This window comes from Vibrio mediterranei (assembly GCF_013364395.1).
Lineage (GTDB): Bacteria > Pseudomonadota > Gammaproteobacteria > Enterobacterales > Vibrionaceae > Vibrio > Vibrio mediterranei.
In genome coordinates this window covers 1,670,406-1,696,035 of sequence record NZ_JABXGK010000001.1, presented here as the reverse complement: position 1 = coordinate 1,696,035, position 25,630 = coordinate 1,670,406, and the positions used below count along the sequence as shown (strand labels likewise).

Below are 25,630 nucleotides of genomic sequence, written 5' to 3'. Positions count from 1 at the left end.
CTCTACCCCTTTACGTTAATTTCTGCTCTGGTTTGACGGAATCAGGTTTGGCTTCGTTTGTCGTCGCTGTACCTTCACCACTTTGACCTTGCTTCATTTCCTCGTACCAAAGATCATGGTGTTCTTTTGCCCAAGTTTCGTCAACGTCACCTGTAACCATACCTTCTAACGCCCCTTCCATACCGAATAGACCGATATAGATATGGAATACGAATCCACAAATCAGTATAAGAGCTGAGAACATGTGAACTAAGTTAGATAGCTCCATATCTTTTCTCGTTTGTCCAAAGATAGGGAAATCGAGAATAAGACCACTCACTGCCGCGATAGCTCCAAAGAAGATAAGCAACCAGTAAATCGCTTTTTCACCACCATTGGAGAATCCAGCAGATGGGTGCGAACCTTTATGTTTACCAACCATCCCACCAAGTTTCATGAACCATTGCATGTCTGTCTTATTAAAGATGGACTTTCTCCACCATTTAAATAGAACAGCAAATAGCAGAATAAAGAATATTGGTCCCATGTAGTTGTGATACTGCTTAGCAAGATACACCGTCCAACCCCAAAGCTCGGTCGGTACATAAGGCTTCATAAAGTGTTTGCCATAAACAAGCATTAAGCCACTAAACGCCAACGTAAGAAAGGTAAACGCCATACTCCAGTGGAGAGCACGGTCCATTCTTGACCAACGACGTAGCTTTTTGCCGGTACGAGCCCCGCTTAGTTTCAAAGGGCCAACTAAGAAGTACATCAATACCACCATACTGATGCTGCCAAAGATTGCGACAGCTGCAGCAGGTGACATCCATTTCTCTTTGAGGATAAACCACGTTTCCCCTGGTGTACTGATTAACACACCATGTTCAGGAGAAGCAGACGTTGTTGTACCTTCCACCCCTTCTTTCACATGACGCCAATAATCCGCACCCGCGAGTTGCGTCATCTCACCTCTAACGACTTGATTGCTTTTACTCTCTTCTGCTCTTACTCCAAACGACAGTACAAGCATCACTGCTGCCAATAAAGGCAGCAGTGAGAGAGCCAATTTTCTAAGCAAACCTTGTTCTTTAAACAAAATAGGCATAGAGCTCTCCATTAGCTTTTCGTTGCGTCGTAAGCCAGATCATTGCCGTCAGTCCAGCCAGCATTCTTAGCACCGCGCTCTACAACACGTTGACGGAAGATATCAGACACTTTTTCTGCATCACCCGCTAACAATGCTTTTGTTGAGCACAATTCAGCACACATTGGCAGCTTGCCTTCTGCTATACGGTTAGCTCCGTATTTTGCACGTTCCTCTTCAGAGTTGTCTTCTGTTTCAGGACCGCCAGCGCAGAACGTACATTTGTCCATCTTACCGCGTTCGCCAAATGCTGCTTGTTTCGGGAATTGCGGAGCACCAAATGGACATGCAAATAAGCAATAGCCACAGCCGATACAAAGGTCTTTGTTGTGAAGCACGATGCCATCTTCAGTATGCTCAAAACAGTCTGCTGGACACACCGCCATACATGGCGCGTCTGTACAGTGCATACAAGCAACCGAAATTGAGTTTTCACCAGGTAGGCCGTCGTTTAATGTTACAACACGTCTACGTTGGATGCCCCACTCAAGCGCATCATCGTTTTCGTTTTTACATGCAGTGACACAGCCGTTACATTCAATACAACGCTTGGTGTCACATAGGAATTTCATTCTAGCCATTTTATGACTCCTTACGCTTTCGTGATGTTACAGAGAGTGACTTTAGTTTCTTGCATCTGAGTCACCGGATCATAACCATAGGTTGTTGCAGTATTCGCTGCTTCACCTATGACGTAAGGGTCACAACCTTCTGGGTATTTAGAACGAAGATCTTCACCTTGGAACTTACCGCCGAAGTGGAAAGGAATAAACGCCAAGCCTGGTTTCACACGAGGTGTCACCATCGCCTTGACTTTGATTCGTCCTTTCTCTGCACCTTCAACCCATACCATGTCACCATCTTTAAAACCGATGTCATTGGCATCTTTAGGGTTAACTTCAACAAACATTTCACGTTGTAGTTCAGCTAGCCAAGGGTTTGAACGTGTTTCTTCACCACCACCTTCGTATTCAACCAGACGCCCAGAAGTCAGTACGATTGGATACTCTTTCGATTTGTCCTGATCCTGAATCGACTTATACATGGTTGGTAGACGGTAAATTGATTCGCTGTCATCCCATGTTGGGTAGTCAACAACAAGATCACGTCTTGGTGTGTAAAGCGGCTCACGGTGTAAAGGAACACGGTCAGGGAACGTCCAGACAATTGTACGAGCTTTAGCATTACCAAATGGCATACAACCATGCTTAATCGCGACGCGCTGGATACCACCTGATAGGTCGGTCTTCCAGTTCTTGCCTTCTGCAGCTGCTTGCTCTTCTGGTGTTAGATCGCCCCACCAACCCAATTGTTTAATGAGCTTGTCGCTGAACTCTGGATAGCCATCCTCAAGTTCACAGCCTAGCGAGTAGCTGTCTTCTGCAAGCAAGCTCTTACCTTCGAATTCCACACCAAAGCGAGCGCGGAAGTTACCACCACCTTGCGCCACAGGTTTCGAAGTATCATAAAGAATATGAGTACCTGGGTGTTTCATCTCAGGTGTACCCCAACATGGCCATGGAAGACCGTAGGTTTCACCATTGATAGGACCGCCCTCGGCTTCCAGTGAAGTTTTGTGGAACGTATGCCAGTTTTGTTGATGCAGTTTCAAACGCTCTGGGCTTTGACCGGTATAGCCAATGGTCCACATGCCTTTATTGAATTCACGAGTAATGTCTTCAATGTTTGGCTGGTTATTTTCGACTTTAATGTTCTTGAACAACTGCTGTTCAAAACCAAGCTTCTTAGTCAGAAGGTACATGATCTCGTGGTCAGGTTTTGAGTCGAACAAAGGTTCAATGACTTGGTCACGCCACTGAAGTGAACGGTTTGAAGCTGTTACTGAGCCGTGAGTTTCAAACTGAGTCGTTGCTGGCAGAAGATACACACCATCAGTACGGTTGTTCATAACCGCAGCATGTGTTGGATATGGGTCAACAATAACCATCATGTCGAGTTTTTGCATTGCTTTTTGCATCTCAACACCACGAGTTTGCGAGTTAACCGCATGACCCCAGTAGAACATTGCGCGAATATTATCGTTTTGCTCGATGTTGTCTTTATTTTCAAGAACACCATCAATCCAACGAGAAACAGGAATACCCATGTTGTTCATCGGTTTCTTGCCGCGATACTCGTTTTGGTCAAAACGTTCTTTGATCCATTCGTAATCAACGTCCCATACTTTAGCCCAGTGTTTCCATGAGCCGTCTGCTAGACCGTAATAGCCTGGTAGCGTATGAGATAGCACACCAAGGTCTGTTGCACCTTGAACGTTATCGTGACCACGGAAGATATTAGCACCACCGCCAGAACGGCCAATATTACCTAACGCTAACTCCAGAACACAGTAAGCACGAGTATTGTTGTTACCCGTCGTATGTTGAGTACCACCCATACACCAAATGATGCTTCCTGGACGGTTTTCAGACAGGATCTTCGCAGCTTTGTAGACATCTGCTTCACTCACACCTGTTACACGCTCGACTTCTTTCGGATTCCATTTCGCGACTTCCGTACGGATTTCGTCCATACCAAATACACGTTGGCGAATAAACTCTTTGTCTTCCCAGTTGTTCTCAAAGACATGCCACAAAATACCCCAGATGAACGCTACGTCGGTACCCGGACGCAGTGAGCAAAAATGATCAGATTTTGCAGCTGTGCGGGTTCGACGAGGGTCCGCAACAACAATCTTACATCCATTCTTTTCTTTAGCGATCAGAATGTGCTGCATTGCAACAGGGTGCGCTTCTGCTGGGTTAGAACCAATGAACAGCATGGATTTACAGTTATGCATGTCATTGAAAGAGTTCGTCATCGCACCGTAACCCCAAGTGTTTGCAACACCTGATACGGTTGTAGAGTGACAAATACGGGCTTGGTGGTCGACGTTATTCGTACCCCAAAGCGATGCCATCTTTCTGAACATATAGGCTTGTTCATTGTTGTGCTTAGCACTGCCCAACCAATAAACCGAATCAGGGCCGGATTCTTTGCGGATTTCAAGGACCTTGTTACCAATCTGTTCGATAGCTTCGTCCCAAGAGAGCTTTTTCCACTTACCACCTTCCAATACCATCGGGTATTTTAGACGACGTTCGCCATGTCCGTGCTCACGCAAAGCAGCGCCTTTCGCACAGTGACCGCCGGCGTTAAAAGGGTGATCAAAAGCGGGTTCTTGGCCGGTCCAAACGCCATTTTGAACTTCTGCGTATACACCGCAACCTACCGAGCAGTGAGAACAGATAGTACGTTTTACTTCTGTTTTCGCATCGATTGGCACTTCTTTCGCTTCGGCTTTTTTAATCATTCCTGGTGCAAACGTATAGGCACCTGCCGCTAAACCACCAGCGGCAATGGATGAATTACGCATGAAAGCTCGGCGGCTTAGACCTAACTTGTTTTCATTTTTGCTGACGCTCTCGGAGCGTTTGGTCAATTTCATGAGATGCTCCTAGAGTGTGTCGTAATAGTCTTTGACGTGTTGCGTTTCACGATAACCACTTTTGTCTTGGTCATCCTGCTTAACATCAACAAGTTCAGTATTTGTTGCTGCTTTCGCAGTGCCAGAAATTACGGCTCCGGCTACAGCCGCTGTCGTTAACCCCTTTAAGAGATTTCTGCGACCTTCATTAAGTTGTGGCTGTTCGCCGTTTTGTTTTGCTTTGCTCATATATTGCTCCCTGAGTGGATGCCTATCCGTGAGATGGCATCTCTAGTTCGCGGACATTACTTCGTGGTTATGTTCTTAACGTCTATCTTCATTTTCGTCTGCGTAGAGCTTATGCTTTCAGCATATTTCACCTGCTCCACATCGAAAAACGCTTCCATAAGTGTAGAAACAGCTCGGTAAAACTGCGCACTTTTTGCGCAATCAATCTGTCTACACAAATCTTGATACCAAGGAGAAAGGTGTTTATTGAAAAACGCCTTCGCTTGTTCTTCTTGGTTTTGACTGATCAAATACGCCATCACTTCATTGATTGCTGAGATATGATCTTCCGGCTCTTTGACGGATTCATCTCGCTCCAAACCCAGTTGATTTAGGTCGTGTCTAATTAGTGCTAAAGGCTTCTCCATCAAAGAACCTGTCAGGTGCCAAGAAGCGAAAGGGACAACTTCACCTCTTCCTACTCCTATAAACAAATCTTGATATTCATCTTCTAAAGCACTGACTTCAGCTTTTTGAGCAGCTTTAGAAAGCAGTTCCCAAGCCGCCGTCATTTGATTGATCCCAACTTCGATCTCTAAGGACGATAGAAAATCGATCGTTTCACGTTCTGGTGCTCCACGACAAAGCGTTGAGATAAGCAAATAAATGTCACTTCTAAGCTCGTTGTATTCGTTATCCATTGACATTTCTTCCTAGTATTTCAGTTGCTCAGATGGGTTTTCTGCCATGCTTTCAAACACATCCACCACTCGACAGTCTTCACACATAGCGATACGTCTTAGTGACTCTTCATTATCAAAATGCGAGTGACCGCGTAACTTATCTTGTAGCATGGTTATCATGGATTGAGGAGCAAATGGTTTACCGCAGCGCAGGCATTCGGCCGCTTTTTCTTCATGAAGCGCCACGGTTGAGCGGCGGGATTCACTGTCCCAATTGATACGTTGGGTTAACGACAAAGCAGATTCAGGACAGGCTTTTTCACACATGCCACACTGAATACAATCTTGTTCTATAAAGTCTAAGGCTGGTCGATCACCATCGTTGTGTAATGCTTTGGTTGGGCACACGGCCACACAAGCCATACATAACGTACATTTGTCTGTGACACACTCTACTGTGCCGTATGGTGCGGTCGTTGGTAGTGGCAAGATGCTCTGTTCAACTTGGCGCTGTTCTACTAAGGCATCAAGAGCGTGGTACAAACGCGCCCTTTTATCACCTTGAATATCACCGAGTCTAAGACCAAGGTCTTCTTCAGTAAGAGTCGGAAGCCCTTCTCTTAAAGACTCAAGATAAAGAATGTCGATGGTTTCACGGGCCAAACCCAAACTATCAAGCAGCTGCTGAGCCATACCCACTTCGCGATTTAACACCGTTTGAATCGTTTCCGGCATATGTTTACTAGCAGCAAACAGCACTTGTGTTGCACCATTTACCAAGGCTGCAAACCAAGTATCTATACCCACAGAAGGTAATTCTTCGACAACAACGGGAATTACATTGTCAGGAAGGACATTCAAGGCCATAACGTTGTAAGACTCGTGGCGAGAGCTGCAGATAAGGACAATCGCTTTCTCCCCACCTTGGTTATGGTAGTTAGCGAGAGTTCGTTCGATAAACTTCTGCGTCTCCTGAGGGGTTGGCAGCGCATAGTGAATGGCTTCGGTTGGACAAGCGGTTGCACAAGTTCCAACGCCTTGGCATAGGTAAGGGTTAATTTCGATCTTATGGCCGATCTTATCATTACCTTCACTACTTAATGCACCTGCTGGACATGCATCCACGCAACGCTCGCAGCCTTTAACGCCTCGAGAGCTATGCGCGCACAAATCCGTATTAAGTCGAAAGAACTTTGGCTTATCGAACGTACCCATTAGCCCTGGTATTTCCTCCAGAGCATCAGCAAGTTTAGGATACCCGCGCCCCACTGGATAATAACCCGGGACAGGCACTTCTTCCGACATACAGCCATTCAGAGATAAGTCCAGAACCACATCAAACACATCACGGCCAATGGAGACTTCAGCAAGATTAACCGCTGATTGATTATTTTGAATGTGGACACTGAAGGTTCCGAGAAACCCGGAAATTTCGATACTATCGGCGTAATAGAGATTACCGTTGTCCGATGGTTCTCCATCTGTCGATAACAAAGTGACTGAATGCATAGTTGACAGCTGCTCAGCGGTGCTTGTTATGATGGCAGTAGGACCAACGATTAATGTATCACCGTGACTTTCATAACTCACAGTGGGTGGTATGAGATTCGACAATTCAACGGTATTTTCAAACGCGAAACTTCTGGCGCGCCCATTTTGAGTCGTCGATTGTTGTAATAGTTGTTTTATCATTGCTTGCTTCCAGTGCAGGAGTCTTGACGCTCCATAGCTATTGGTTTTATATGAACCATATATCACTATTTGCAATATCTGTTCCAACTCGTACAAAAGCCAAATTTACTGATTTATTAGTAAATTAGCTTAAATACCATTGGGAAAATTAGGGAGAAATGTCGCGTGAGACAAAATGTCTCATTTGGTGAGAAAATATTATGAGACAAAATGTACCTATATTTTGTGTGGTAAATTTTGTCTCATAATCAATTGATTACGAAGTCTTGTCATTTGGTTCGTGGTCATCAAAACCTTGGTTGTCGAAATAATCTGCATCCGCCTCAGACTTCTCTATATCATCCTGCCCTTCAGTTTCTGTGTGTAGAGTTTCGATGTCTTTGTGGCCTTGTTCAGGTTGAACTGAAGCAACTGGTTCTTCAGGCTCTGTCTCATCTGCCACATTTTTTATCCAGCCACGCAATGTTTCAGCCACATCAGACGCCAACGGTTTTACCGCTGAATAATCATGGTCATAATCGTTGAGTCCATCTACAACATTATATTCAGGACTCATGAACATCTTACGCAGTGCTGCCTTTTTGACAGCTTTATCTACCTCTGGATTAGCCAGTAATTGAGAGACTGAAAGCTCTTCGGGTTTCTCAGGAACCTCAGAATCGAGCGACTTTTCACCTTCCGAACTGCACTCTTCATGTTCTGCTTGCTCTCGCTCAACTTCTGACTCTGCGTTACCCTCAGCGACCGCATCAGCTTCATTGCTTTCTGGCAGTGCGTCGAGCTCTAATTCGTCTTTATTCTCGTCGAGCTTGCGCTGCGACCAACGTGATAGAAAACTACTGGCCACTTGAACGCCCCGCTCCTTTACGCTTTTTACGTCTCACTTCCAATAACTCTCCATGACGACCTATGAAAGCCTCCATCCAAGCTTGAATGGGTAATGGTATTGGTTTTGACAACACAAGATAATCACCGTCCATAAATGAGCCAGCAACTGCCTGTGAAGCCGTAACCATAATTGGCGTTAAACTGGTTTCCTCATGTGAATCTAAAACAACGAACAACATTGGATTTTGCGAGCTCAAGTTAAATCGGTAATCAGTACGCTCGTCGCGATAAAGCTCCAAAGTGGCATGAGGCTTGCTGATATCTGTAACTTCTAATTTAAATCCATCGAGTTCTCGCTGTGTTGTCGTCCAGCGACCCACTTGTTTTTCAACGATGGAAAGATCGATTTGTAGCGGCCATTGATGCTCGTTTTTCTCGACAATCAGACCGTCTACCAAAGAATCTTGGTTAGGAATGGATTCAGGTGATTCTGGATGCATTTCATGTCCCTAATTTTAGCGTTTGGTATTTGCTTACTTAATCAATCTTAGCAATAATCAAGCCAATAGCCTCATGCTAGCGACCAACAAAAAGGATAAACGCGTGGTTAAACCCAACATTATTAGAACAAGCGAAAATCCCCTACAGACCATTGAAGTCGATGTCTATGACGAATATGGAGAAAAGCTAACCAAACAGATTGCCTGTGAACGACCTCTTACCGTTATGCTGAACTGGAAAGAGATCGTCACTCTTATGACTCTTGGCTCAAGACCAGACTCATTAGTTCTGGGGTATCTGAAAAACCAAGGTTTCTTGTCTGACCCTGATGCCATTGAATCATTGATAATCGACTGGGAAACTCACTCTGCTGCCGTCATTACCAAAGAAAATACCGATTTCCTCGACGAAGCGTTGAAGAAAAAAACCGTCACTTCAGGTTGTGGTCAAGGCACAATGTACGGCAATGTGATGAAACAGCTCGAAGGTTATCAAGTTCCGCAAACGCCTCTAAAACAGTCTCAAATCTATGCGACTTTAGAAGCACTAACGCACTACAACGACACTTACAAAAAAGCGGGGGCCGTTCACGGGTGTGCTATTTGCCAACAAGATAAAGTACTGTCATTCGTGGAAGATGTTGGTCGACACAATGCCGTAGACACACTTGCCGGAGAAATGTGGATAAACCAAGAAACCGGTGAGGATAAGATTTTTTACACCACAGGACGTTTGACCTCAGAGATGGTTATCAAAGTGGCACAGATGGGTATTCCAGTCCTGTTATCTCGCTCTGGCGTTACTCAAATGGGCTTAGACCTTGCTAAACAATTTGGTATTACCACCATTGCTCGAGCTAAGGGGCTACGTTTTCAAGTGTTTACTGGGGCGGAGAAGATTGAGTTTGATGTGAAAGGTGAGCAAGCATAATAGTTGCTTGAGATATTAAAAAAGGAGTCCGAGGACTCCTTTTTGTTTGGTTCGAATGTCGCTATAAGAGGTTCCTGTTTTACTTAGGAATTGCGACTCTGAGGTCAGTACTCTAGATGATTAAACACCGCGAGCTTTTAAGAACTCTTCGTATGTGCCTTTGAAATCCGAGATCTTGTTGTCTTTGATTTCGAGAATACGTGTCGCGATTGACGATACAAACTGACGGTCATGTGATACGAAAAATAGCGTACCTTTATAGTTTTCTAATGCCAAGTTTAAGGATTCGATAGATTCCATATCCATATGGTTAGTTGGTTCATCCATCAACAACATGTTCGGCTTATGCATCATAAGTTTACCTAGAAGCATACGACCTTGCTCACCACCAGACAGCACTTTTACTGACTTTTTAATATCATCTTGGCCAAACAACATCCGTCCTAAGAAACTACGTACCACTTGTTCATCATCGCCTTCTTGGCGCCACTGACCCATCCAATCAGTCAGGTTCATGTCTTCTTCAAAATCATGAGCATGGTCTTGGGCGTAGTAACCGATATTGGCATTTTCTGACCATTTAAACTCACCCGTTTTCGGTTCAAGTTCACCGGCTAACGTGTTAAGTAGCGTTGTTTTACCTACACCATTCTCACCGATGATTGCAACACGCTCGCCAACTTCAAAGATAGCGTTAAAGTCAGACCACAATACCTCTTCAAAACCATTAGATAGGTTTTCCACGTTCAAAGCATTTCTGAACAGCTCTTTTTCTTGATCAAAGCGGATAAATGGGTTTTGACGGCTTGACGCTTTCACTTCTTCTAACTGAATCTTATCGATTTGCTTAGCACGAGAAGTTGCTTGCTTCGCTTTCGATGCGTTAGCTGAGAAACGAGAAACAAACGTTTGTAAATCAGCAATTTGAGCTTTCTTCTTAGCGTTATCAGCTAACAGACGTTCACGAGCTTGTGTAGCTGCAAACATGTATTCATCATAGTTACCCGGATAAACACGTAGCTCACCGTAATCCAAATCAGCCATATGTGTACACACGCTGTTTAAGAAGTGACGGTCGTGCGAAATGATAATCATGGTGCAATTACGTTGGTTAAGTACCTGCTCTAGCCAACGAATCGTATCCATATCCAAGTTATTGGTTGGTTCGTCAAGTAGCATGATGTGTGGGTCTGCAAACAGCACTTGCGCCAATAGAACACGCAACTTCCAACCTGGAGCAACTTCACTCATTAATCCAAAGTGTTGTTCTTCAGGAATACCAACCGCAAGTAGCAGTTCTCCTGCTTTTGCTTCCGCCATATAACCATCAAGCTCAGCAAACTGAACTTCAAGGTCCGCAACTTTCATCCCATCTTCTTCGCTCATTTCAGCCAAAGAATAAATACGGTCACGTTCTTGCTTGATGGCCCAAAGTTCTCTGTGACCCATAATAACAGTGTCTACAACCGTGAACTCTTCATAGGCGAATTGGTCCTGGTTTAGTTTTGCTACTCGCTCGTTAGGGTCGTAAGAAACGTTACCGCTTGTTGGCTCCAACTCGCCGCTCAAGATTTTCATGAATGTAGACTTACCACAGCCATTCGCGCCGATCAGACCATAACGGTTACCTTCGCCAAACTTGATAGAAATGTTTTCAAACAGTGGTTTAGCACCAAACTGTTGAGTGATATTTGCGGTTGATAGCACAAGCGTTACCTTTGAGATTAAACAAAACTGCGCAACCCTACAGTCTCTTGCCTTCAGATGCAAGTGACAACTGCATTCCCGCCCTATTGATACGTAGGATTCTGGTGACTAGACGTGCATCTTTTTAGCTGTGAAGCAATATTCTCTATCTTTTTATCGGCTGTCACGTGCAGAGTGTGGCGACGCTAACTACACTAAATTAAGAATTTAAATAGTTACAACTAGTTACGAACAGTGGTGTGCTAATAATGATCAATAAATCTCTCTGGATAGCAGTGTTAACGCTTTGCCTTAGCTTTCCAGCCTCTGCACGATGGGATTACCAAGATGACGATAATCCTGTCCCCTCTGAAGACGCCCAATCACTGGCTACTGAAGTCGCTGCGTTACCTGCGAAGTTATTCTTAACGCCTCAAGACAACAATAAGGTAAGGCGTTTACTCGCTTATACGTTAGATCAACAAGACCGCGAAATCTTGTCTTACGATGAAGCACTTGCGGTGTTTCGCGATGATGTGACTGACGAACATTGGTTTGACGTTGAAACGCAATATCTCACACTTAACAGTTTGAGCCATAGTAAACAAACTTTGTTAGAACTCGCCTCAGACAAGACATTCGATCAACTCACCGGGTTCGGTCCAGATGGCGTAACTCAGTTTAAACAAGAGTGGCGTATTACCACTCTGAACGCCGAATACTTTATCTTCTTTCAGTTAAGAAGTTTGAAGACCCTGGTGACGGAGATATTTATCTCCCCTGTCCCCGTTATTTGGGTAGGTATCAAGGTATTCTTTATTTATTGCGTTCTAATGTGGTGGCTGACTAATCAAAGGCGATTATTTGATCAACTAAAATCACATGTTGCATCTGTGGTAGGCAAGCCACCGATTTGGGTTCGATTTATCTGGTATCTTGGTCGTGCAAGTATAGCAATTGCTTGGTTGATCGCTATTACCGTCTCTTTACGTGTTCTTAGTAGCATCGAAGCGTTATCTCAACTGTCATATCTAGAGTTATTTACTTGGTGGATACTTGGAGGCTCTATTGCGATCTCCTTTATTTTGGAGTTTGTTCATCGCAATAGCTTCGCGACCAGTAAAGAGATCGTCGCACTACGACTTTCCACTGTTAGACGTTACGTTTGGAGCTTTATCGTTGCGGGTCTTGTATTGCAAATAGCGGCTCAAACTCTTGGCAAAGGAACAATTTATTACTGGATATCGAGCTTTTTTTCTTTGTGGTTCGCGTTGATTACCATCACGGTAATCGTAATGTGGAAAGATACTGTTTTTAGTTCGTTAGAGAAGATCTCCGAGAAGCCACTATGGGTGACATGGGCGACAAGTAAAAAAGATATATTTATAGTCGGCCTCATCGCCACCTCACTCGCGACGTTATGGATTGCACTGCATCACCTTAAAAACCGCCTTATTGGGCTCTTATCTCAATATACGGTATTCAATCAGGGACTCACCTACCTATTTAAAATAGAGGTCGCAAAACAAACCGGTAGCAGTGCAGACAGTAACCTAGTTCGAATTAAAGGAGATTCTGCGTTTGATTATGTCCTACCCGGCGATGATTTCAGTCCTTTAGTAGAATATGCCAAAGATGAATTTCAACAACTGTCAAAATACCTGCTCACCAATAGCCCTGCTATATGCGTCATCACTGGCGAACGAGGTGTTGGGGCAACTAGGCTTCTGAAGCAGGTATTGCATAAAGTAAAAAACGCTGAGCCAGTTTATGTAAACTGCCCTCTAGCAGGTTATAACCAGCTATTAATTCACTTTGCTGTAAGCATTGGATTGGAAGAAGACGCAAGCGAAATGAAAATCCTCAGTCATTTGCGTAAAAGCAATACCAATTATCTTATCGCAATTGATAACTGCCAAAGACTTGTAAAGCCCAAGGTGGGCGGACTCAACGATCTCATCCGCTTTACCAATTTACTGCGTCGTTCCAAAAAGAGCCATAGAGCGGTGTTTTCCATTGAGAAGGCTAGTTGGCGATTTGTTGATAGAGCCAGAGGTGAGCGTCTGCTTTTCGATTGGGTTGCATTTCTTCCTAAATGGTCAGAAGAGCAAATTGGCGCTTTGTTAGATAGCCGAATTAACCAAGGCCCCGAGCATAAGGTTGGCTTTGAAGGTCTTGTTGTGCCTAAGCAATGGGATAACGATAGTGAGTCTGAAGAAGATCGAGCGAAACAAGGTTTCTACCGTATTTTGTGGCATTACTCCGATGGCAACCCGACGGTTGCTTTGCGTTTCTTTAGGTTCTCACTACGACGAAATAAAGACACCGATGCCGTAGTAGTCCGCCTCTTTCATGCTCCTGAATCCGAAGAACTCGATAAAATGCCAAAACCGATGTTGGCCATACTACGCTCCATCGTTCAACTGGAAGCAGCTTCTCCTGAGGATGTGTCCGACTGCACCCAACTTACTATCTCTGAAGTTATTGGCACATTGCGTTATTTTCAAAGCCGAGGTTACATAGAGTGGAAAGAGGACAAGGCTCGTATTTCCGATCACTGGTTTAGACACATTACTAACGTGTTGGATCGCCAACATTTGCTGGTTAAATAGGAGGTTACATGAAACAGCTTATCTACATCATTGTTTTGTTATTACTGCCTTCTGTCAGCTTTGCCAATGAAGAAGTAGCTTCTGTGGACAGTATTACTCAATTTGCCACCTTGATTCGTTGGTCCGGTGTCGTTCTCAGTGTCATCATCATAATGGCAACTTGGTTGCTGATTAAGTTTATGAACTCCTTGGTGGACAGCATTGGTAGTCAGTTCGTGCAATATCGGATGCTATTGCAAAAGCTACAGTCCTTCTTACAATTCTTCATCTACATGACCGCTGGTATCGTAGTTTTCATGTTAAGCTTTAGAATTAACGACCACATTCTTGCCCTTATAGGTGGTACGCTTGCCGTTTCGGTAGGTTTCGCGATGAAAGACCTTGCAGCCTCCTTTATTGCAGGCCTAACAGTGATGATTGACCGACCTTTCCAAGTAGGTGACCGCGTCACATTCGAAGGTAACTATGGCGACATTTTGACTATAGGGCTGCGTTCTGTGCGTATGAGAACCTTAAATGATGACATCATTACCATTCCAAACAACAAGTTCCTTAATGAGGTGACGGTTAGCGGAAACTACGGTGCACTCGATATGCAAGTTGTGATTCCGTTCTACATTGGAATGAATGAAGATATCGTCTTGGCGAGAAACTTGATTCAAGAAGCGGCCTCCTCTAGTCGTTACATTCATCTGCCTAAACCTGTTACCGTTCTAGTGAAACAGACCATCACTGACAATTATCTAGCGATTCAGTTGACTTGTAAGGCGTATGTTGTTGATACCGCCTACGAGAAACTATTTGAAACTGATATTACTCTGAGAGTTATGGAAGAATTTAAAAAGCATGGTATTAACCCACCACAAATCGCTGTCAGATCAAGCTAACAACGTCCGCACGATCATACTAAGCAAATGAAATTTGTCGTTTAGATAAAAACTGCAAGTTGATGTGCCACAACGACCTATCTACTATTCCGGGCAGTTACGGTAGTAGGCGTGATAACGCTTACTACCTATCTGAAACCTTTGGAGTAATTGTCGTGAACAAATTTCAGAATCTGAATTACGATAAAATGGGTAAAGAACGCATCAAGCGTGAACATGATTTATTAAAGCTGAACTGTGTTAGTGACAGTGAGTTTGAATCAAGAATGGCGGTATGGGACCGCATGGCACTTTCTTCTGCACCACTGGGAGAAGCAAAGAATTTTATTGAAGCGACGTTTAACAAATTGCAAAACGACGTTGTAAACGCAAGCCGTGACTTTCAAGTTAGCTTTAGTGATTTCGAAGCAATGGCAAAAGACGAAATTAACTACATTCGAATCAATGTAGCGGATCAGAAAACACAATTTGTGTGGTACGCCATTATCACTTTAATGGTTGCTGGAACTGTCGCTATCTGTATGTAGCTTCAAGCCACATTAACATCGACCGTTTGCAAAGATATCTCGATATACGTCGAGATATCTATTGTGAATAGTTACAAGCATCTCTCATATTACAGAGCGTCAAACTCACGCTTCTTTTCTTCATACCACGCTTTCATTTCCTCAGGATTTTGCATCATCGCTTGAATCTTATTCATTGCATCAAGGTGTGCTGGCTCTTGTTTCTGATACATTTCCATCCCGTGCTGCTTACTTAACTCAGCAATTTGTTCGAATGTTTCTGCTTCAAACACCACATCGCATGCCCCACCAAGTTGTCTACAAGTCATTGATTTCATTTTGTTCCCTCTTCATATAGACAAAGTGCTCATCCTCTCTAATGGTAGTGAAAGAATGACGTTTATACAGATGATGAACTTTACTTCCTTGTAAGTGGTATAGCGTAAACAGCTTAAATTACTCCCTTGTGATGCAAGAACGTCTAATCTGGGAACCAATCCCTTAGCTTTGGAACTTAAGCAATCGTTAGGAACGTCCTTGGTGGTAATACGCTTTATATACTCCACTCATATTTATTACGTTAAGCGCTAACCAGTAAATGATGATCTGCTTTTTGCGGCAAATAGAGTGTAAACTGGCTACCCTCACCAAGTTTCGACTTAACACGGATCTCACCTCCCGTTTGACTCAGAATACTCTGAGATACAGAAAGACCTAATCCAGTACCATCTCGCTTAGTGGTGAAAAATGGATCGAAAATTCGTTTGATATTGGCATCAGAAATGCCGCAACCTTCGTCGATAACATGAATAAGCGAACCGATGCTTTGCCCTGCTTCTACCCAATCTTCTGTTAAGACGGTTAAACGCCCCTTACCTTGCATAGCATGAATGGCATTCATTTGTAGGTTGACTAGTATTTGCAGGAGTTGATGTCTATTCACTTCAACTGGCGTTTTCGCATTAAGGTCGACGATGAATTCCACGTCGCGTTTCTTCGCTCCAGTTCTTACCAAAGTGACGCTTTCATCCACAATTGGATTCACGTGCTGCCATGTTACTTCATCTTGCACACCACCTTGGCGACTGTATTGCAGTAGACTTCGAGTAATGTTTCGAATACGGTCGATTTGCGCCAATATGACATCAATTTCTTCTTCAACGCGAGATACATCGGATCCCAATTCGAAGCGCATAAGCTCAACATTACCCAGAATAACTGCCGTTGGGTTGTTAATCTCATGGGCAATGCCCGCAGTTAGCTCCCCTAAAGCGGCCAGCTTTTCATTGGTAACCAGTTTATTTCGAGTTTGGTTTAACAGCTTGATATGTAACTCAAGTTGCTCCGTTTTCTCTTTTAGGCTAGCGGTACGAGAATGCACTTTACCTTCAAGTTCATGGGCCGCTTCTTGAATCTGCTCATTACGGAATTGTAGTTGATTAAGCATGTTGTCAAACTGCTTAGCGAGTTGACTTAGTTCGTGTTTATCATCCAGCCCCAACTCACCAATGCGTTCTTCATCTTTGCCTAACTGAACCATTTTCACCACACGGTGGATCTGTTCTATGGGTCTAAATAGATCGCGAGCACCACGATAAACAATAAAGCCCGAAACCAATAGCAAGCCAATGATGATGACGCTTACCTCACCAATATTAGTGATATAAGTTTTAATCAATGGCCAAACTAGATATCCAGTGTAAGCAATTCCCACAATGTTATTATCGATATCACGAATAGGCTTATAACCAGCGATGTACCACGTGTCGTAAACGTACGCTTTATCTATCCAACTCTCTCCCTTGATTAACACTGCATTGCTAACCTCTTGGGACACTAAGGTACCAAGTGCTCGTCTACCCGTGTATGACTCATCCATCGGTACATTAGTCGCAATTCGTAAATCGTCCAAGAACAAGGTCACCGTCCCTTGTATATGACGTTCAAGATTGCTCACTGGATAAATAGTGTCACGAATTCGATCCACCAACGCCAAGTTGTTGTTCATCAGGACGCCACCATCCAAATAGCCTAACAGGTGACTGTTGTCGTCAAACACAGCGATGATAGAACGGCTCACCAAAGAGCGCTCCTCAAGCACGTGATTTTCTTGCTGCCAAACTTCTGAGTGTTCCGCCAGTGACGGTTCCATTTCAAAAGCAGCAGATCTCGACAACACATCAAAGAAAGAGCGTTGCTGTGCCATTTTTCGGTATTCTGACTGACTAATTTTGTTGGCCGGCATCCAACGCAAGAAGTCCAGTTGATAACGCTCGCGTTGGGAACTCACCCACACATCAAATTCGTTATTGGTTTGAATATGATTCAAGCGAGTCCGAAATTCATACGATTCAGAGAAAGCTTGGATGTGGTCGAATTGTTCATCTTGCAAGCTATCGATTTTGTCGCCAACGATGCTCAAGCGCTCGGATACGTCGATCAGCGCACTCTGCCATGTATAGTGAATAGACCAGTATGCCGTTATTCCAAATAGTGCGATTAGAGTGAGGAAAATAGGCGCTGACGTTAAAAACAATAGGCGGTATCGAACCATTGATTTGGTTCTGTAGCGCCATTTGCTCCATAGGCGCATCAATTTATTCATCTACGCAGCCTTCGTCCCACTCTTTGTACTTACGCTCCAACGTCTTTCGTGCTACACCTAGATCTCGCGATGCTGCCGATTTATTGCCGGAATGTGCTTCTACCACTTGTTGAATGTGAGATTTTTCGACATCTTTTAGAGACCATGAATTAGGATAGCCAAACTGACCATCTTGAATCATCGAATTCGCGGGCATCGTGGTCAAATCGTTGACAGACATGGTGATAGAAGTGTTAACCGGTGCTCCTTTTAACTCATTAAAGTAGTGAGCTGGCGGTTTATTGAGAAGAATGCAGCGCTCTAACAAGTTCTTAAGTTCACGCACATTACCCGGCCAATCGTAATCTTGCATAGAGTGCATATCTTCATGAGCCCATTTGGGTTCTGGAACACCTAACTCCTTGGCAAGTGACCGAGTAAAGAAAGGTACCAAATCTGATAAGTCAGCAAGGCGTTCTCTTAACGCTGGCACTTCTATTTTTAAAACATTTAAACGGTAGTAAAGATCTTGTCTAAACTTTCCTTGATCGACTTCTTCTTGTAGGTTGCGATTAGTTGCGGCAACGACTCGAACATCAATACTGATCTCTTTTTCTGTGCCCACAGGCCTAACCGTTCTCTGCTCTAATACACGCAGTAACGATGCTTGCATAGCCAGAGGCATTTCACCTATTTCATCTAGGAATAATGTTCCCCCGCTGGCTACCCGGAAAAGCCCTTCTCGATTCTTTTTAGCACCTGTAAAAGCACCTGCAGCGTGACCAAACAATTCACTTTCTAATAGCTCTGGAGCTAATGCACCACAGTTTATGGCAACAAATGGCCCCTGACGTTTACTGGCGGTATGAATACCTCTCGCAACTAGTTCCTTACCCGTACCCGACTCACCTTCTATCAACACTGACGCTCTAGATGGTGCAAATTGACCAATGAGCTGTTTTAAGTTCTTCGTCTTTTCAGAAAGGCCGATAATTTCTTTACTAACACGTCGGCTAATGTCATGACTCAAAGCGACATTAATTCTTTCAGCCAGTCGCTTATCCATACAGCGTTTAACGGCTTGCAGCATTTGGTCTAGGTTGAAGGGCTTTAGGATAAAATCAGATGCTCCTAATTTTAACGCACTGATCGCGACCTCCAAGTCGGCGTAACCAGTCATAAATATCACGTCGGCTTTACGATCTAAGTCGTTAAACGCTTCTTCCCACTCAATCCCAGACCTACCAGGTAAGTTGATATCCAAAATGATAAGGTCATAGTGATGGTTGATCCTAAGCTGTTCGGCTTCTTCAACACTTCCTGCAGTGTCGACTTGTCCAAACCCTTTACTCAATGCTTTTTTAAGAATGGCTTGCATGCCGACTTCATCATCAACGACCAGTACAGAGAATGCGAGATATGGTGACGTCAATTGGTTGGTAATTTCAGAGGTTTGAAAAAAAGTCATAAATATATGTATTCGTTCCTATTTGAGACAGAGTGTACCAATCTGCTACAAAACATCATTGGTTAAATTGCGACATTTTGTCCCAGCTCAAACTAATTGTAGTTTAACTGCGAGAAATATTAGCAAAATGTCGCACTTTGCCGCTTTTTTTCTAAGGAAATTATGGCATTGTCTTTGCTTATGGGTACCACGCGTATAGAAACAGGTACCATAAACATAACGAAGGGTACCTAGTGCATGAATCGTGCTGGTGGCGTTGTTCTTCACCAAACTATCATGCGTTTACGTAGATTAATGATAAAAATAACCAAAATGGACAATACTATGACATTCTCAAGATTAATGGTTTCTGCTGTGTCTCTAGCGGCACTGTCTGCAACGGCTTATGCAGATGGTACAGATACCGACCAATCTCGCATCCGTCTCGCAACGACAACCAGTACCTACCACTCAGGTCTTCTCGACTACCTACTCCCAGAATTTACTACTGATACTGGCTATCAAGTTGATATTATTGCAGCTGGTACGGGTAAATCTCTGAAAATGGGAGAAAATGGTGATGTTGATGTCGTGATGACACACGCTCCTAAAGCGGAACAGAACTTTGTCGATGCCGGCTATGGCATAGAACCGCGTAGCGTAATGTATAACGACTTCGTAATCGTAGGACCAGAGAAAGACAGCGCTGACGTACACGATCAGAAAACCATAGAAGAAGTGTTCTCGCATATCGCTAAAACTAACGCCATTTTTATCTCTCGAGGTGATGACTCTGGTACTCATAAAAAAGAACTGCAAATCTGGAAACAAACCAAGATTGAACCTAACTTCGGCGGCTATCGTTCTGTAGGTCAAGGTATGGGGCCAACACTTAATATGGCCTCAGAAATGCAAGGCTATACAATGACAGACAGAGGGACTTGGCTTGCCTATCAAGCTAAGCTAGACCTTGAAATCTTGTTCCAAGGTGACAAGCAACTCTTCAACCCGTACCAAGTCATTATTGTAAACCCAGAACGTTACCCTACTCTTAATACCAAAGGCGCTCGCGTACTGAGTGATTGGTTGGTATCAGATAAGGGACAATCTATGATCAATAGCTATCGTAAAATGGGCGAACAATTGTTTGTCGCTGATGCGAAGAAAACGAACAGTTAATGAGCATCACTGAAACCACTATGGAGGCGTTAAGCCTCCTATTTAGCCTCGATAAAGACCTATGGCGTATCGTAGCCGTCTCGTTCAGCGTATCTATATCAGCTGTATCACTGGTTGTTTTGCCCGCTATTATTGCCTCATATCTTCTGGCCTACAGCAATTTCCCCGGCAAGTGGTTTCTGCTCTCATTGGTGAACACCATGCAAGCGATTCCCACCGTTGTGATTGGCTTGCTTTTATATATGCTGCTATCACGTTCGGGACCTTTAGGTGACTGGGAAATGCTGTTTACTCAACGAGCCATGATTGTGGGTCAAATACTGATCTGTTTTCCAGTTTTGGTGTCAATGATGCATGGCGCGTTACAAAGCACCGACCGAAGAGCAATGGAAACCTCTGTAACACTAGGTGTATCTCGTTTTAGAACACTTATGACACTCATTTGGGAGTCGCGTTTTCCGTTAATGGCTGCTGTGATTGCAGGTTTTTCTCGAATCGTAACTGAAGTGGGCTGCTCAATGATGGTTGGTGGCAATATCATGGGCCTTACCAGAAATATCCCTACCGCCATTGCTATGGAAAGTCACAAAGGAGCTTTCGCACAAGGTGTCGCCTTAGGAATCGTCTTGTTGGTGTTGGCATTAGTGCTCAACTTTATGCTGTCATCAATGCGAGGTAAAGGCGTTCTAAGAACTTAACTTGCTCAACGTTTTTTGTTTCAAACACTATAATTAATTCAAGACTCTGCTTGAGGGACAATAATGACAATACAGCTTAAGGCAAAGCAGGTTTCCATGCGGTTCAAAGACCGTGTCTTATTCCATATACCATCGTTAACGATCGGACCAAACGAAGCCGTCTACCTAAAAGGCGATAATGGCGTCGGTAAGACTACACTACTGAAGATATTGGCTGGCTTATTAAAACCTACGTCAGGTGAGGTGTTTCCTAGTTGCCAAAGTATAATGTCGCGCTTGTTTGGTGGTTCTGGTCGTAAAGACGTTATCTATCTTCACCAATCCCCTTACCTTTTTGACGGCTCGGTCTATCAAAATGTCGCGTATGGCATTAAGCATAAGAGAGTTGAAGCCCATGATAAGCGCGCAGAAGTAATTGCGGCGTTGCGATTAGTCGGACTTGAAACGCTCGCTGACGAGCATGTATCAGTGTTATCTGGTGGTGAAAAACAGCGAGTCGCTATGGCTCGCGCTTGGGTTCTGAAACCTTCTATTTTGTTAATGGACGAGCCAAGCGCTTCACTTGACCAAGAGTCAATAGAACGTTTGGTTTTCATGGCTGAGGATCTGTTAAAGCACGGTTCTAGTATTGTAGTTACGAGCCATCAATCCAATGCGTTAACTAAGTTGTGTCGAAAACAATGGTGGATAAAAGACTGCACCTTGATAGAATCTCCACTGTTACAAATTATTGATAAAAAACAAACCGATCAAGAGAGTGATTATGTTGCATCCAACTCAGACTAGTTGGGTTATCCTCGCCGGAGGCCAAGCGTCTCGTATGGGCGGAAATGACAAGGGCTTAGTAGAATTTAATGGTAAGCCCTTAATCGAGTATGTTTTACAACGGCTCACCACACAAACTTCATCCATTACCATTAACGCCAACCGCAATGTAGACCAATATGGTCAATATGCTCCCGTTATTAGCGATACGTATAAAGATTATCCGGGACCTCTTGGTGGAATGCACGCTGGCTTAGCCGCTTCGTCAACTGACTGGGTTGGCTTTGTCCCATGTGATAGTCCGTTTATTGATGAACGTATTGTTGAACGTTTTTGTCATGCTGTCGAAGACTCGACCGATATTTTAGTGGCACATGATGGCGATTTTCATCAGCCTGTTTTCACCATGTTTCACAAGCGAGTTCTACCTAAATTGGAAGCATTTTTAGAGCGTGGCGATAGAAAAATCATTTTGTTATACAAAGAGTGCAATACCAAGTACGTTGATTTTTCAGATAATCCCGATTGTTTTGTTAATCTAAATACACCAGAAGAGCTGTCGAAACTATCAGCAACCATTGAGCATTCACAGAAGAGCACTCTATGACCATCAAATCCATTAATAATGTCCCGCTTCTGGGTTTCGCTGCTTATAGCGGTACTGGTAAAACAACATTATTGGAAGCCTTACTTCCAAAACTAACCGATACCGGACTAAGAATTGGTGTGTTAAAGCATGCGCATCATAACTTTGATGTAGATAAACCAGGAAAAGACAGCTATCGCCTTCGTAAAGCTGGTGCGAGCCAAATGTTGATCTCTTCTCGATATCGACATGCATTGATGACGGAAACTCCTGAGGCTGAAGCAAATTTTGAATACTTGTTGACGCGCTTTGATCATCAAACGCTGGATTTGATTTTAGTTGAAGGTTGCAAGAACATCGCTTTCCCTAAGATTGAGCTTAACCGTAAAGAAGTGGGCAAACCTTGGCTACACCCAAGTGATGAGAATATTATTGCTATCGCTAGTGATAGTGAGTTGGATGTGTCACTACCGACAATGAGCATCAATGATTTAGACGCCATCACAAGGTTCATCCTAAATTATGTTAGCCCAGATACCTCTAGCCCTCAGAAAGAGGCAGCGTGCTGCGATACGCTATCACCCGCTTTCTTATCAGTGAAACAAGGCCAAGAGCAAATTCTTAACGCCGTAAATGTTTTGTCTGCATCTGAAACTATCCCACTAACCAATGCTTATGGCCGCACGCTAGCAGAGAGTATTTCGTCTCCTATTAATGTGCCAGCGTTTACCAACTCAGCAATGGACGGTTATGCCATCATTGGTGCCGATGCTGGACTAAAACAATTCAATGTCGTCGCGAGTGTGATGGCAGGTTATGGCTACGACCAAGAACTTCGCTCTGGTGAGTCAGTACAAATCATGACTGGAGCACCAATGCCAGCTGGCGCTGATACCGTTATAATGCGTGAACAGGCTAACGTTGATGGCGATAGAGTGAGCTTTGGTGATGCCGGTATTAAAACCGGACAGAATGTTCGTCAAGCTGGAGAAGATCTTGCGATCAACCAATCGGTATTTGATACCGGCACATTGTTGCAGGCACCTGAGATGGGCATGATCGCCTCACTTGGACTAGATAGCGTAAAAGTGAATCGTAGCCTAAAAGTCGCGGTATTTTCTACAGGTGATGAAGTTCAAGCCCCTGGAACGCCTCTGCGTGCTCACTCTATTTATGATTCTAATCGTTTTACCATCATGGCGATGTTGCAGAAATTAGGTTGTGAAATTATAGATCTTGGCATTCTTGAAGATGATGAGTCCGTTATGGAGAATGCGATCACTGAAGCGAGTCGCAGCGCGGATTTGGTTATTACCTCAGGTGGTGTCTCTGTCGGTGATGCTGACTTTATTAAGAACGTTCTTGAAAAGCACGGTAACGTTGATTTTTGGCGTATTAATATGCGCCCGGGACGCCCTCTCGCTTTTGGTGACATTAATGGAACACCCTTCTTTGGACTTCCTGGAAATCCAGTCGCCGTAATGGTGTCGTTTATTAACTTTGTTGAACCCGCGATTAAGAAGATGCAAGGTGTTGGACAGTTTGTACCACACAAAGCCGTCGCCATTGCCTCTGAGCCACTGCGCTCTCGTCAGGGAAGAACAGAGTTTAGCCGAGGATTCTACGAGCTTGATGAAGAATCAGGACAATTAATGGTTCGCACGACGGGGAAACAAGGCTCGGGTATTCTACGTTCGATGAGTGAAGCAAACTGCCTAATAGAGATTGCACCACATATCGATACAGTAAAAGCAGGCGAAAGCGTGACAATTATCCCGCTACAAGGCAGAATCTAGCGCTAAATTATCAGCAGGTAGAAAATCATGGCTCGTACCATCATTTACGAATACAAGAATGAAGAGAAAACACTGACGTTTTCTTACCAACAGCATCGCAATATTCATGAGGCTGTCGCTGAAGCAGAGGGCATCGACCTTTCTGATTTCTTAAGAATGGAACAGCAAATCGAAGCCGTTTCGGATACCAAGGCTGTTCGCAATTATCGCGATAATCATTTTAAGAAATTGGGCTTTGGAAAAATAACTCTCATGCCTAAAGAGAACTTCGGAGTCGGCAAAAAGCCGATATAGTTACTGAATTCGATAACCAGGACACCGAGTCGATTGACTCGGTGTTTTTTTATTCACCCGACCAGAAACCAAACGTTTACCATATAAAAATTTTATTGTTGAGTGGAACTAATGGCATGAAATGGTAACTAACTCTATCAGCAGACTCGTAATATTCATTACAACAAAAACAGCGATAGAGCGAATATGATTAAGGTAATTTCTTTAGTAGCAACTTTGATGATTTTAGGTGGGTGCGCCTCGTACAACGAGTTTGCGAGCGAAACTCAACTATACAACCACAATCTAGAAGCTCGTAATTACTGCAAGCAAATAAGTGACTCCAAAGCATACTATCAGTGTTTCGATAAATTTCTATTGAAGTCCCCTACCGTCACACTAAATCAATTCTATACCGCGCAACGTTCATTGGAGAAAGCTAAGAACTCATCGGCGGCTCTTCAATCAACAGTTTAATACCGAGAATGATCAGTACTGCACCGGTCGTACCTTCCATCCAACGAACAAAATTTCCATTGTTAAGAAGTGATTTAGCGGAATTAAGCATGCCCGATAGTCCACATTGCCACACCATAGCGATAACAAAGTGAATCGCGGCCATTAACAATGATTGCAAAAATGGCGAGTATTCTGGGTTAATAAACTGAGGTAAAAACGCTAAGTAGAAAACAGCAGTTTTAGGGTTCAACACATTAGACAAGAATCCTTCTCTTAGAGAACGCGAAGCTGCTATGGTATTCACCTTATCTTGCTCTAGCTTTATGGTCTGATTTGATTTTAATGCTCGTAAACTTGAGATACCCAACCAAATTAGATAGGCAGCGCCCAACGTCTTTACAAACGCAAACAATTCCGCTGACTGCGTAAGTATCACCGATATACCCAGAGCTGAGAATGTTGCGTGAACAAATAGCCCCAAGCAGATGCCAAAACTGGTTATTGCACCATCATTGAAGCCGCCTCTAGAGGTGTTACGAATCACCAGCGCCGTATCTAGTCCCGGCGTTAGTGTAAGAATAGTAATAGCAATAAGGAAGGCTTCAAGGTTAAGAATATGCATAACGTCCACTGTCATCTTTCTAAAACATCAGAGTTCGAATTCTGAGGTAACTCCGATTAAAAATCCATGGTTAATTTGGATTTCCTCTCCAGATTTTATCGGCCACTTTCCGTAA

The 25,630-nt window shown here is 43.8% G+C and carries 23 protein-coding genes; 10 read left to right on the top strand and 13 right to left on the bottom strand.

Features of this window, described 5'->3' with window-relative positions; all coding sequences use genetic code 11:
* Positions 1-10: 10 nt before the first annotated feature.
* The 8 genes from HOP38_RS07995 to HOP38_RS07960 all read right to left on the bottom strand — a co-directional run bounded on the left by HOP38_RS07995 (position 11) and on the right by HOP38_RS07960 (position 8,484).
* Positions 11-1,012, bottom strand: a complete 1,002-nt coding sequence (locus HOP38_RS07995) for a formate dehydrogenase subunit gamma (RefSeq protein ID WP_370736779.1) — start codon at positions 1,010-1,012, stop codon at positions 11-13.
* Positions 1,013-1,098: 86 nt separating this feature from the next.
* Entirely contained in the window at positions 1,099-1,707 is a 609-nt protein-coding gene (gene fdh3B / locus HOP38_RS07990) for a formate dehydrogenase FDH3 subunit beta (RefSeq protein ID WP_006075147.1), read from the bottom strand.
* 11 nt (positions 1,708-1,718) lie between these two features.
* Positions 1,719-4,574: a formate dehydrogenase subunit alpha gene (locus HOP38_RS07985; RefSeq protein WP_198557819.1), complete on the bottom strand. Its 2,856-nt coding sequence runs from the start codon at positions 4,572-4,574 to the stop codon at positions 1,719-1,721.
* A gap of 9 nt (positions 4,575-4,583) precedes the next feature.
* The gene (locus tag HOP38_RS07980) at positions 4,584-4,802 is read right to left on the bottom strand and encodes a transcriptional initiation protein Tat (RefSeq protein ID WP_006075145.1); all 219 of its coding nucleotides are present in this window, start codon (positions 4,800-4,802) and stop codon (positions 4,584-4,586) included.
* 56 nt (positions 4,803-4,858) lie between these two features.
* Entirely contained in the window at positions 4,859-5,482 is a 624-nt protein-coding gene (locus HOP38_RS07975; RefSeq protein WP_198557818.1) for a TorD/DmsD family molecular chaperone, read from the bottom strand.
* A gap of 12 nt (positions 5,483-5,494) precedes the next feature.
* The gene (locus HOP38_RS07970) at positions 5,495-7,156 is read right to left on the bottom strand and encodes a 4Fe-4S dicluster domain-containing protein (protein ID WP_198557817.1); all 1,662 of its coding nucleotides are present in this window, start codon (positions 7,154-7,156) and stop codon (positions 5,495-5,497) included.
* Positions 7,157-7,412: 256 nt separating this feature from the next.
* Positions 7,413-8,003, bottom strand: coding sequence for a DUF3306 domain-containing protein (locus tag HOP38_RS07965; protein WP_198557816.1), 591 nt, complete (start codon positions 8,001-8,003; stop codon positions 7,413-7,415).
* On the bottom strand, positions 7,993-8,484 hold the full coding sequence (locus HOP38_RS07960) for a DUF3305 domain-containing protein (RefSeq protein ID WP_006075141.1): 492 nt from the start codon (positions 8,482-8,484) through the stop codon (positions 7,993-7,995). Before HOP38_RS07960 ends, HOP38_RS07965 begins: the two co-directional genes overlap by 11 nt.
* Positions 8,485-8,587: 103 nt before the next feature.
* Between HOP38_RS07960 and HOP38_RS07955 the strand changes: the two genes are divergently transcribed.
* Complete coding sequence (locus HOP38_RS07955; RefSeq protein ID WP_038223221.1) at positions 8,588-9,415, top strand: formate dehydrogenase accessory sulfurtransferase FdhD; 828 nt, start codon at positions 8,588-8,590, stop codon at positions 9,413-9,415.
* Between the two features lie 120 nt (positions 9,416-9,535).
* On the opposite strand, the gene HOP38_RS07950 is transcribed toward HOP38_RS07955, so the two are convergent.
* Positions 9,536-11,122: an ABC-F family ATPase gene (locus HOP38_RS07950; protein ID WP_198557815.1), complete on the bottom strand. Its 1,587-nt coding sequence runs from the start codon at positions 11,120-11,122 to the stop codon at positions 9,536-9,538.
* 248 nt (positions 11,123-11,370) lie between these two features.
* On the opposite strand from HOP38_RS07950, the gene HOP38_RS07945 reads away from it, so the two are divergent.
* The 3 genes from HOP38_RS07945 to HOP38_RS07935 all read left to right on the top strand — a co-directional run bounded on the left by HOP38_RS07945 (position 11,371) and on the right by HOP38_RS07935 (position 15,127).
* Positions 11,371-13,713, top strand: coding sequence for an ATP-binding protein (locus tag HOP38_RS07945; RefSeq protein ID WP_198557814.1), 2,343 nt, complete (start codon positions 11,371-11,373; stop codon positions 13,711-13,713).
* Between the two features lie 8 nt (positions 13,714-13,721).
* A complete protein-coding gene (locus HOP38_RS07940) occupies positions 13,722-14,600 on the top strand; it encodes a mechanosensitive ion channel family protein (RefSeq protein WP_062460461.1) in 879 nt (292 codons plus the stop codon).
* Between the two features lie 188 nt (positions 14,601-14,788).
* Complete coding sequence (locus HOP38_RS07935) at positions 14,789-15,127, top strand: hypothetical protein (RefSeq protein ID WP_038222382.1); 339 nt, start codon at positions 14,789-14,791, stop codon at positions 15,125-15,127.
* 89 nt (positions 15,128-15,216) lie between these two features.
* On the opposite strand, the gene HOP38_RS07930 is transcribed toward HOP38_RS07935, so the two are convergent.
* The 3 genes from HOP38_RS07930 to HOP38_RS07920 form a co-directional block, all read right to left on the bottom strand.
* Positions 15,217-15,444, bottom strand: a complete 228-nt coding sequence (locus tag HOP38_RS07930) for a hypothetical protein (RefSeq protein WP_006071484.1) — start codon at positions 15,442-15,444, stop codon at positions 15,217-15,219.
* A gap of 242 nt (positions 15,445-15,686) precedes the next feature.
* Positions 15,687-17,711, bottom strand: coding sequence for a sensor histidine kinase (locus tag HOP38_RS07925; protein WP_006071483.1), 2,025 nt, complete (start codon positions 17,709-17,711; stop codon positions 15,687-15,689).
* Positions 17,704-19,158, bottom strand: a complete 1,455-nt coding sequence (locus HOP38_RS07920) for a sigma-54-dependent transcriptional regulator (protein WP_062460470.1) — start codon at positions 19,156-19,158, stop codon at positions 17,704-17,706. Before HOP38_RS07920 ends, HOP38_RS07925 begins: the two co-directional genes overlap by 8 nt.
* Positions 19,159-19,482: 324 nt before the next feature.
* Between HOP38_RS07920 and HOP38_RS07915 the strand changes: the two genes are divergently transcribed.
* The 6 genes from HOP38_RS07915 to HOP38_RS07890 all read left to right on the top strand — a co-directional run bounded on the left by HOP38_RS07915 (position 19,483) and on the right by HOP38_RS07890 (position 24,455).
* Positions 19,483-20,316 (top strand): ABC transporter substrate-binding protein, encoded by an 834-nt coding sequence (locus HOP38_RS07915; protein ID WP_253251069.1) that lies wholly within the window; start codon positions 19,483-19,485, stop codon positions 20,314-20,316.
* A complete protein-coding gene (locus tag HOP38_RS07910) occupies positions 20,316-21,014 on the top strand; it encodes an ABC transporter permease (protein ID WP_006071480.1) in 699 nt (232 codons plus the stop codon). Before HOP38_RS07915 ends, HOP38_RS07910 begins: the two co-directional genes overlap by 1 nt.
* A 63-nt stretch (positions 21,015-21,077) precedes the next feature.
* Complete coding sequence (locus tag HOP38_RS07905; protein ID WP_198557813.1) at positions 21,078-21,800, top strand: energy-coupling factor ABC transporter ATP-binding protein; 723 nt, start codon at positions 21,078-21,080, stop codon at positions 21,798-21,800.
* A complete protein-coding gene (mobA, locus tag HOP38_RS07900) occupies positions 21,778-22,386 on the top strand; it encodes a molybdenum cofactor guanylyltransferase MobA (protein WP_198557812.1) in 609 nt (202 codons plus the stop codon). Before HOP38_RS07905 ends, mobA begins: the two co-directional genes overlap by 23 nt.
* Before the next feature lie 2 nt (positions 22,387-22,388).
* Complete coding sequence (locus HOP38_RS07895; RefSeq protein ID WP_198558270.1) at positions 22,389-24,161, top strand: bifunctional molybdopterin-guanine dinucleotide biosynthesis adaptor protein MobB/molybdopterin molybdotransferase MoeA; 1,773 nt, start codon at positions 22,389-22,391, stop codon at positions 24,159-24,161.
* Between the two features lie 27 nt (positions 24,162-24,188).
* Positions 24,189-24,455: a DUF2960 domain-containing protein gene (locus tag HOP38_RS07890; protein ID WP_038230574.1), complete on the top strand. Its 267-nt coding sequence runs from the start codon at positions 24,189-24,191 to the stop codon at positions 24,453-24,455.
* Positions 24,456-24,873: 418 nt separating this feature from the next.
* Here the strand turns inward: HOP38_RS07890 and HOP38_RS07885 are convergent, their stop codons facing one another.
* Positions 24,874-25,515 (bottom strand): LysE family translocator, encoded by a 642-nt coding sequence (locus HOP38_RS07885; RefSeq protein WP_198557811.1) that lies wholly within the window; start codon positions 25,513-25,515, stop codon positions 24,874-24,876.
* Positions 25,516-25,630 lie beyond the last annotated feature (115 nt).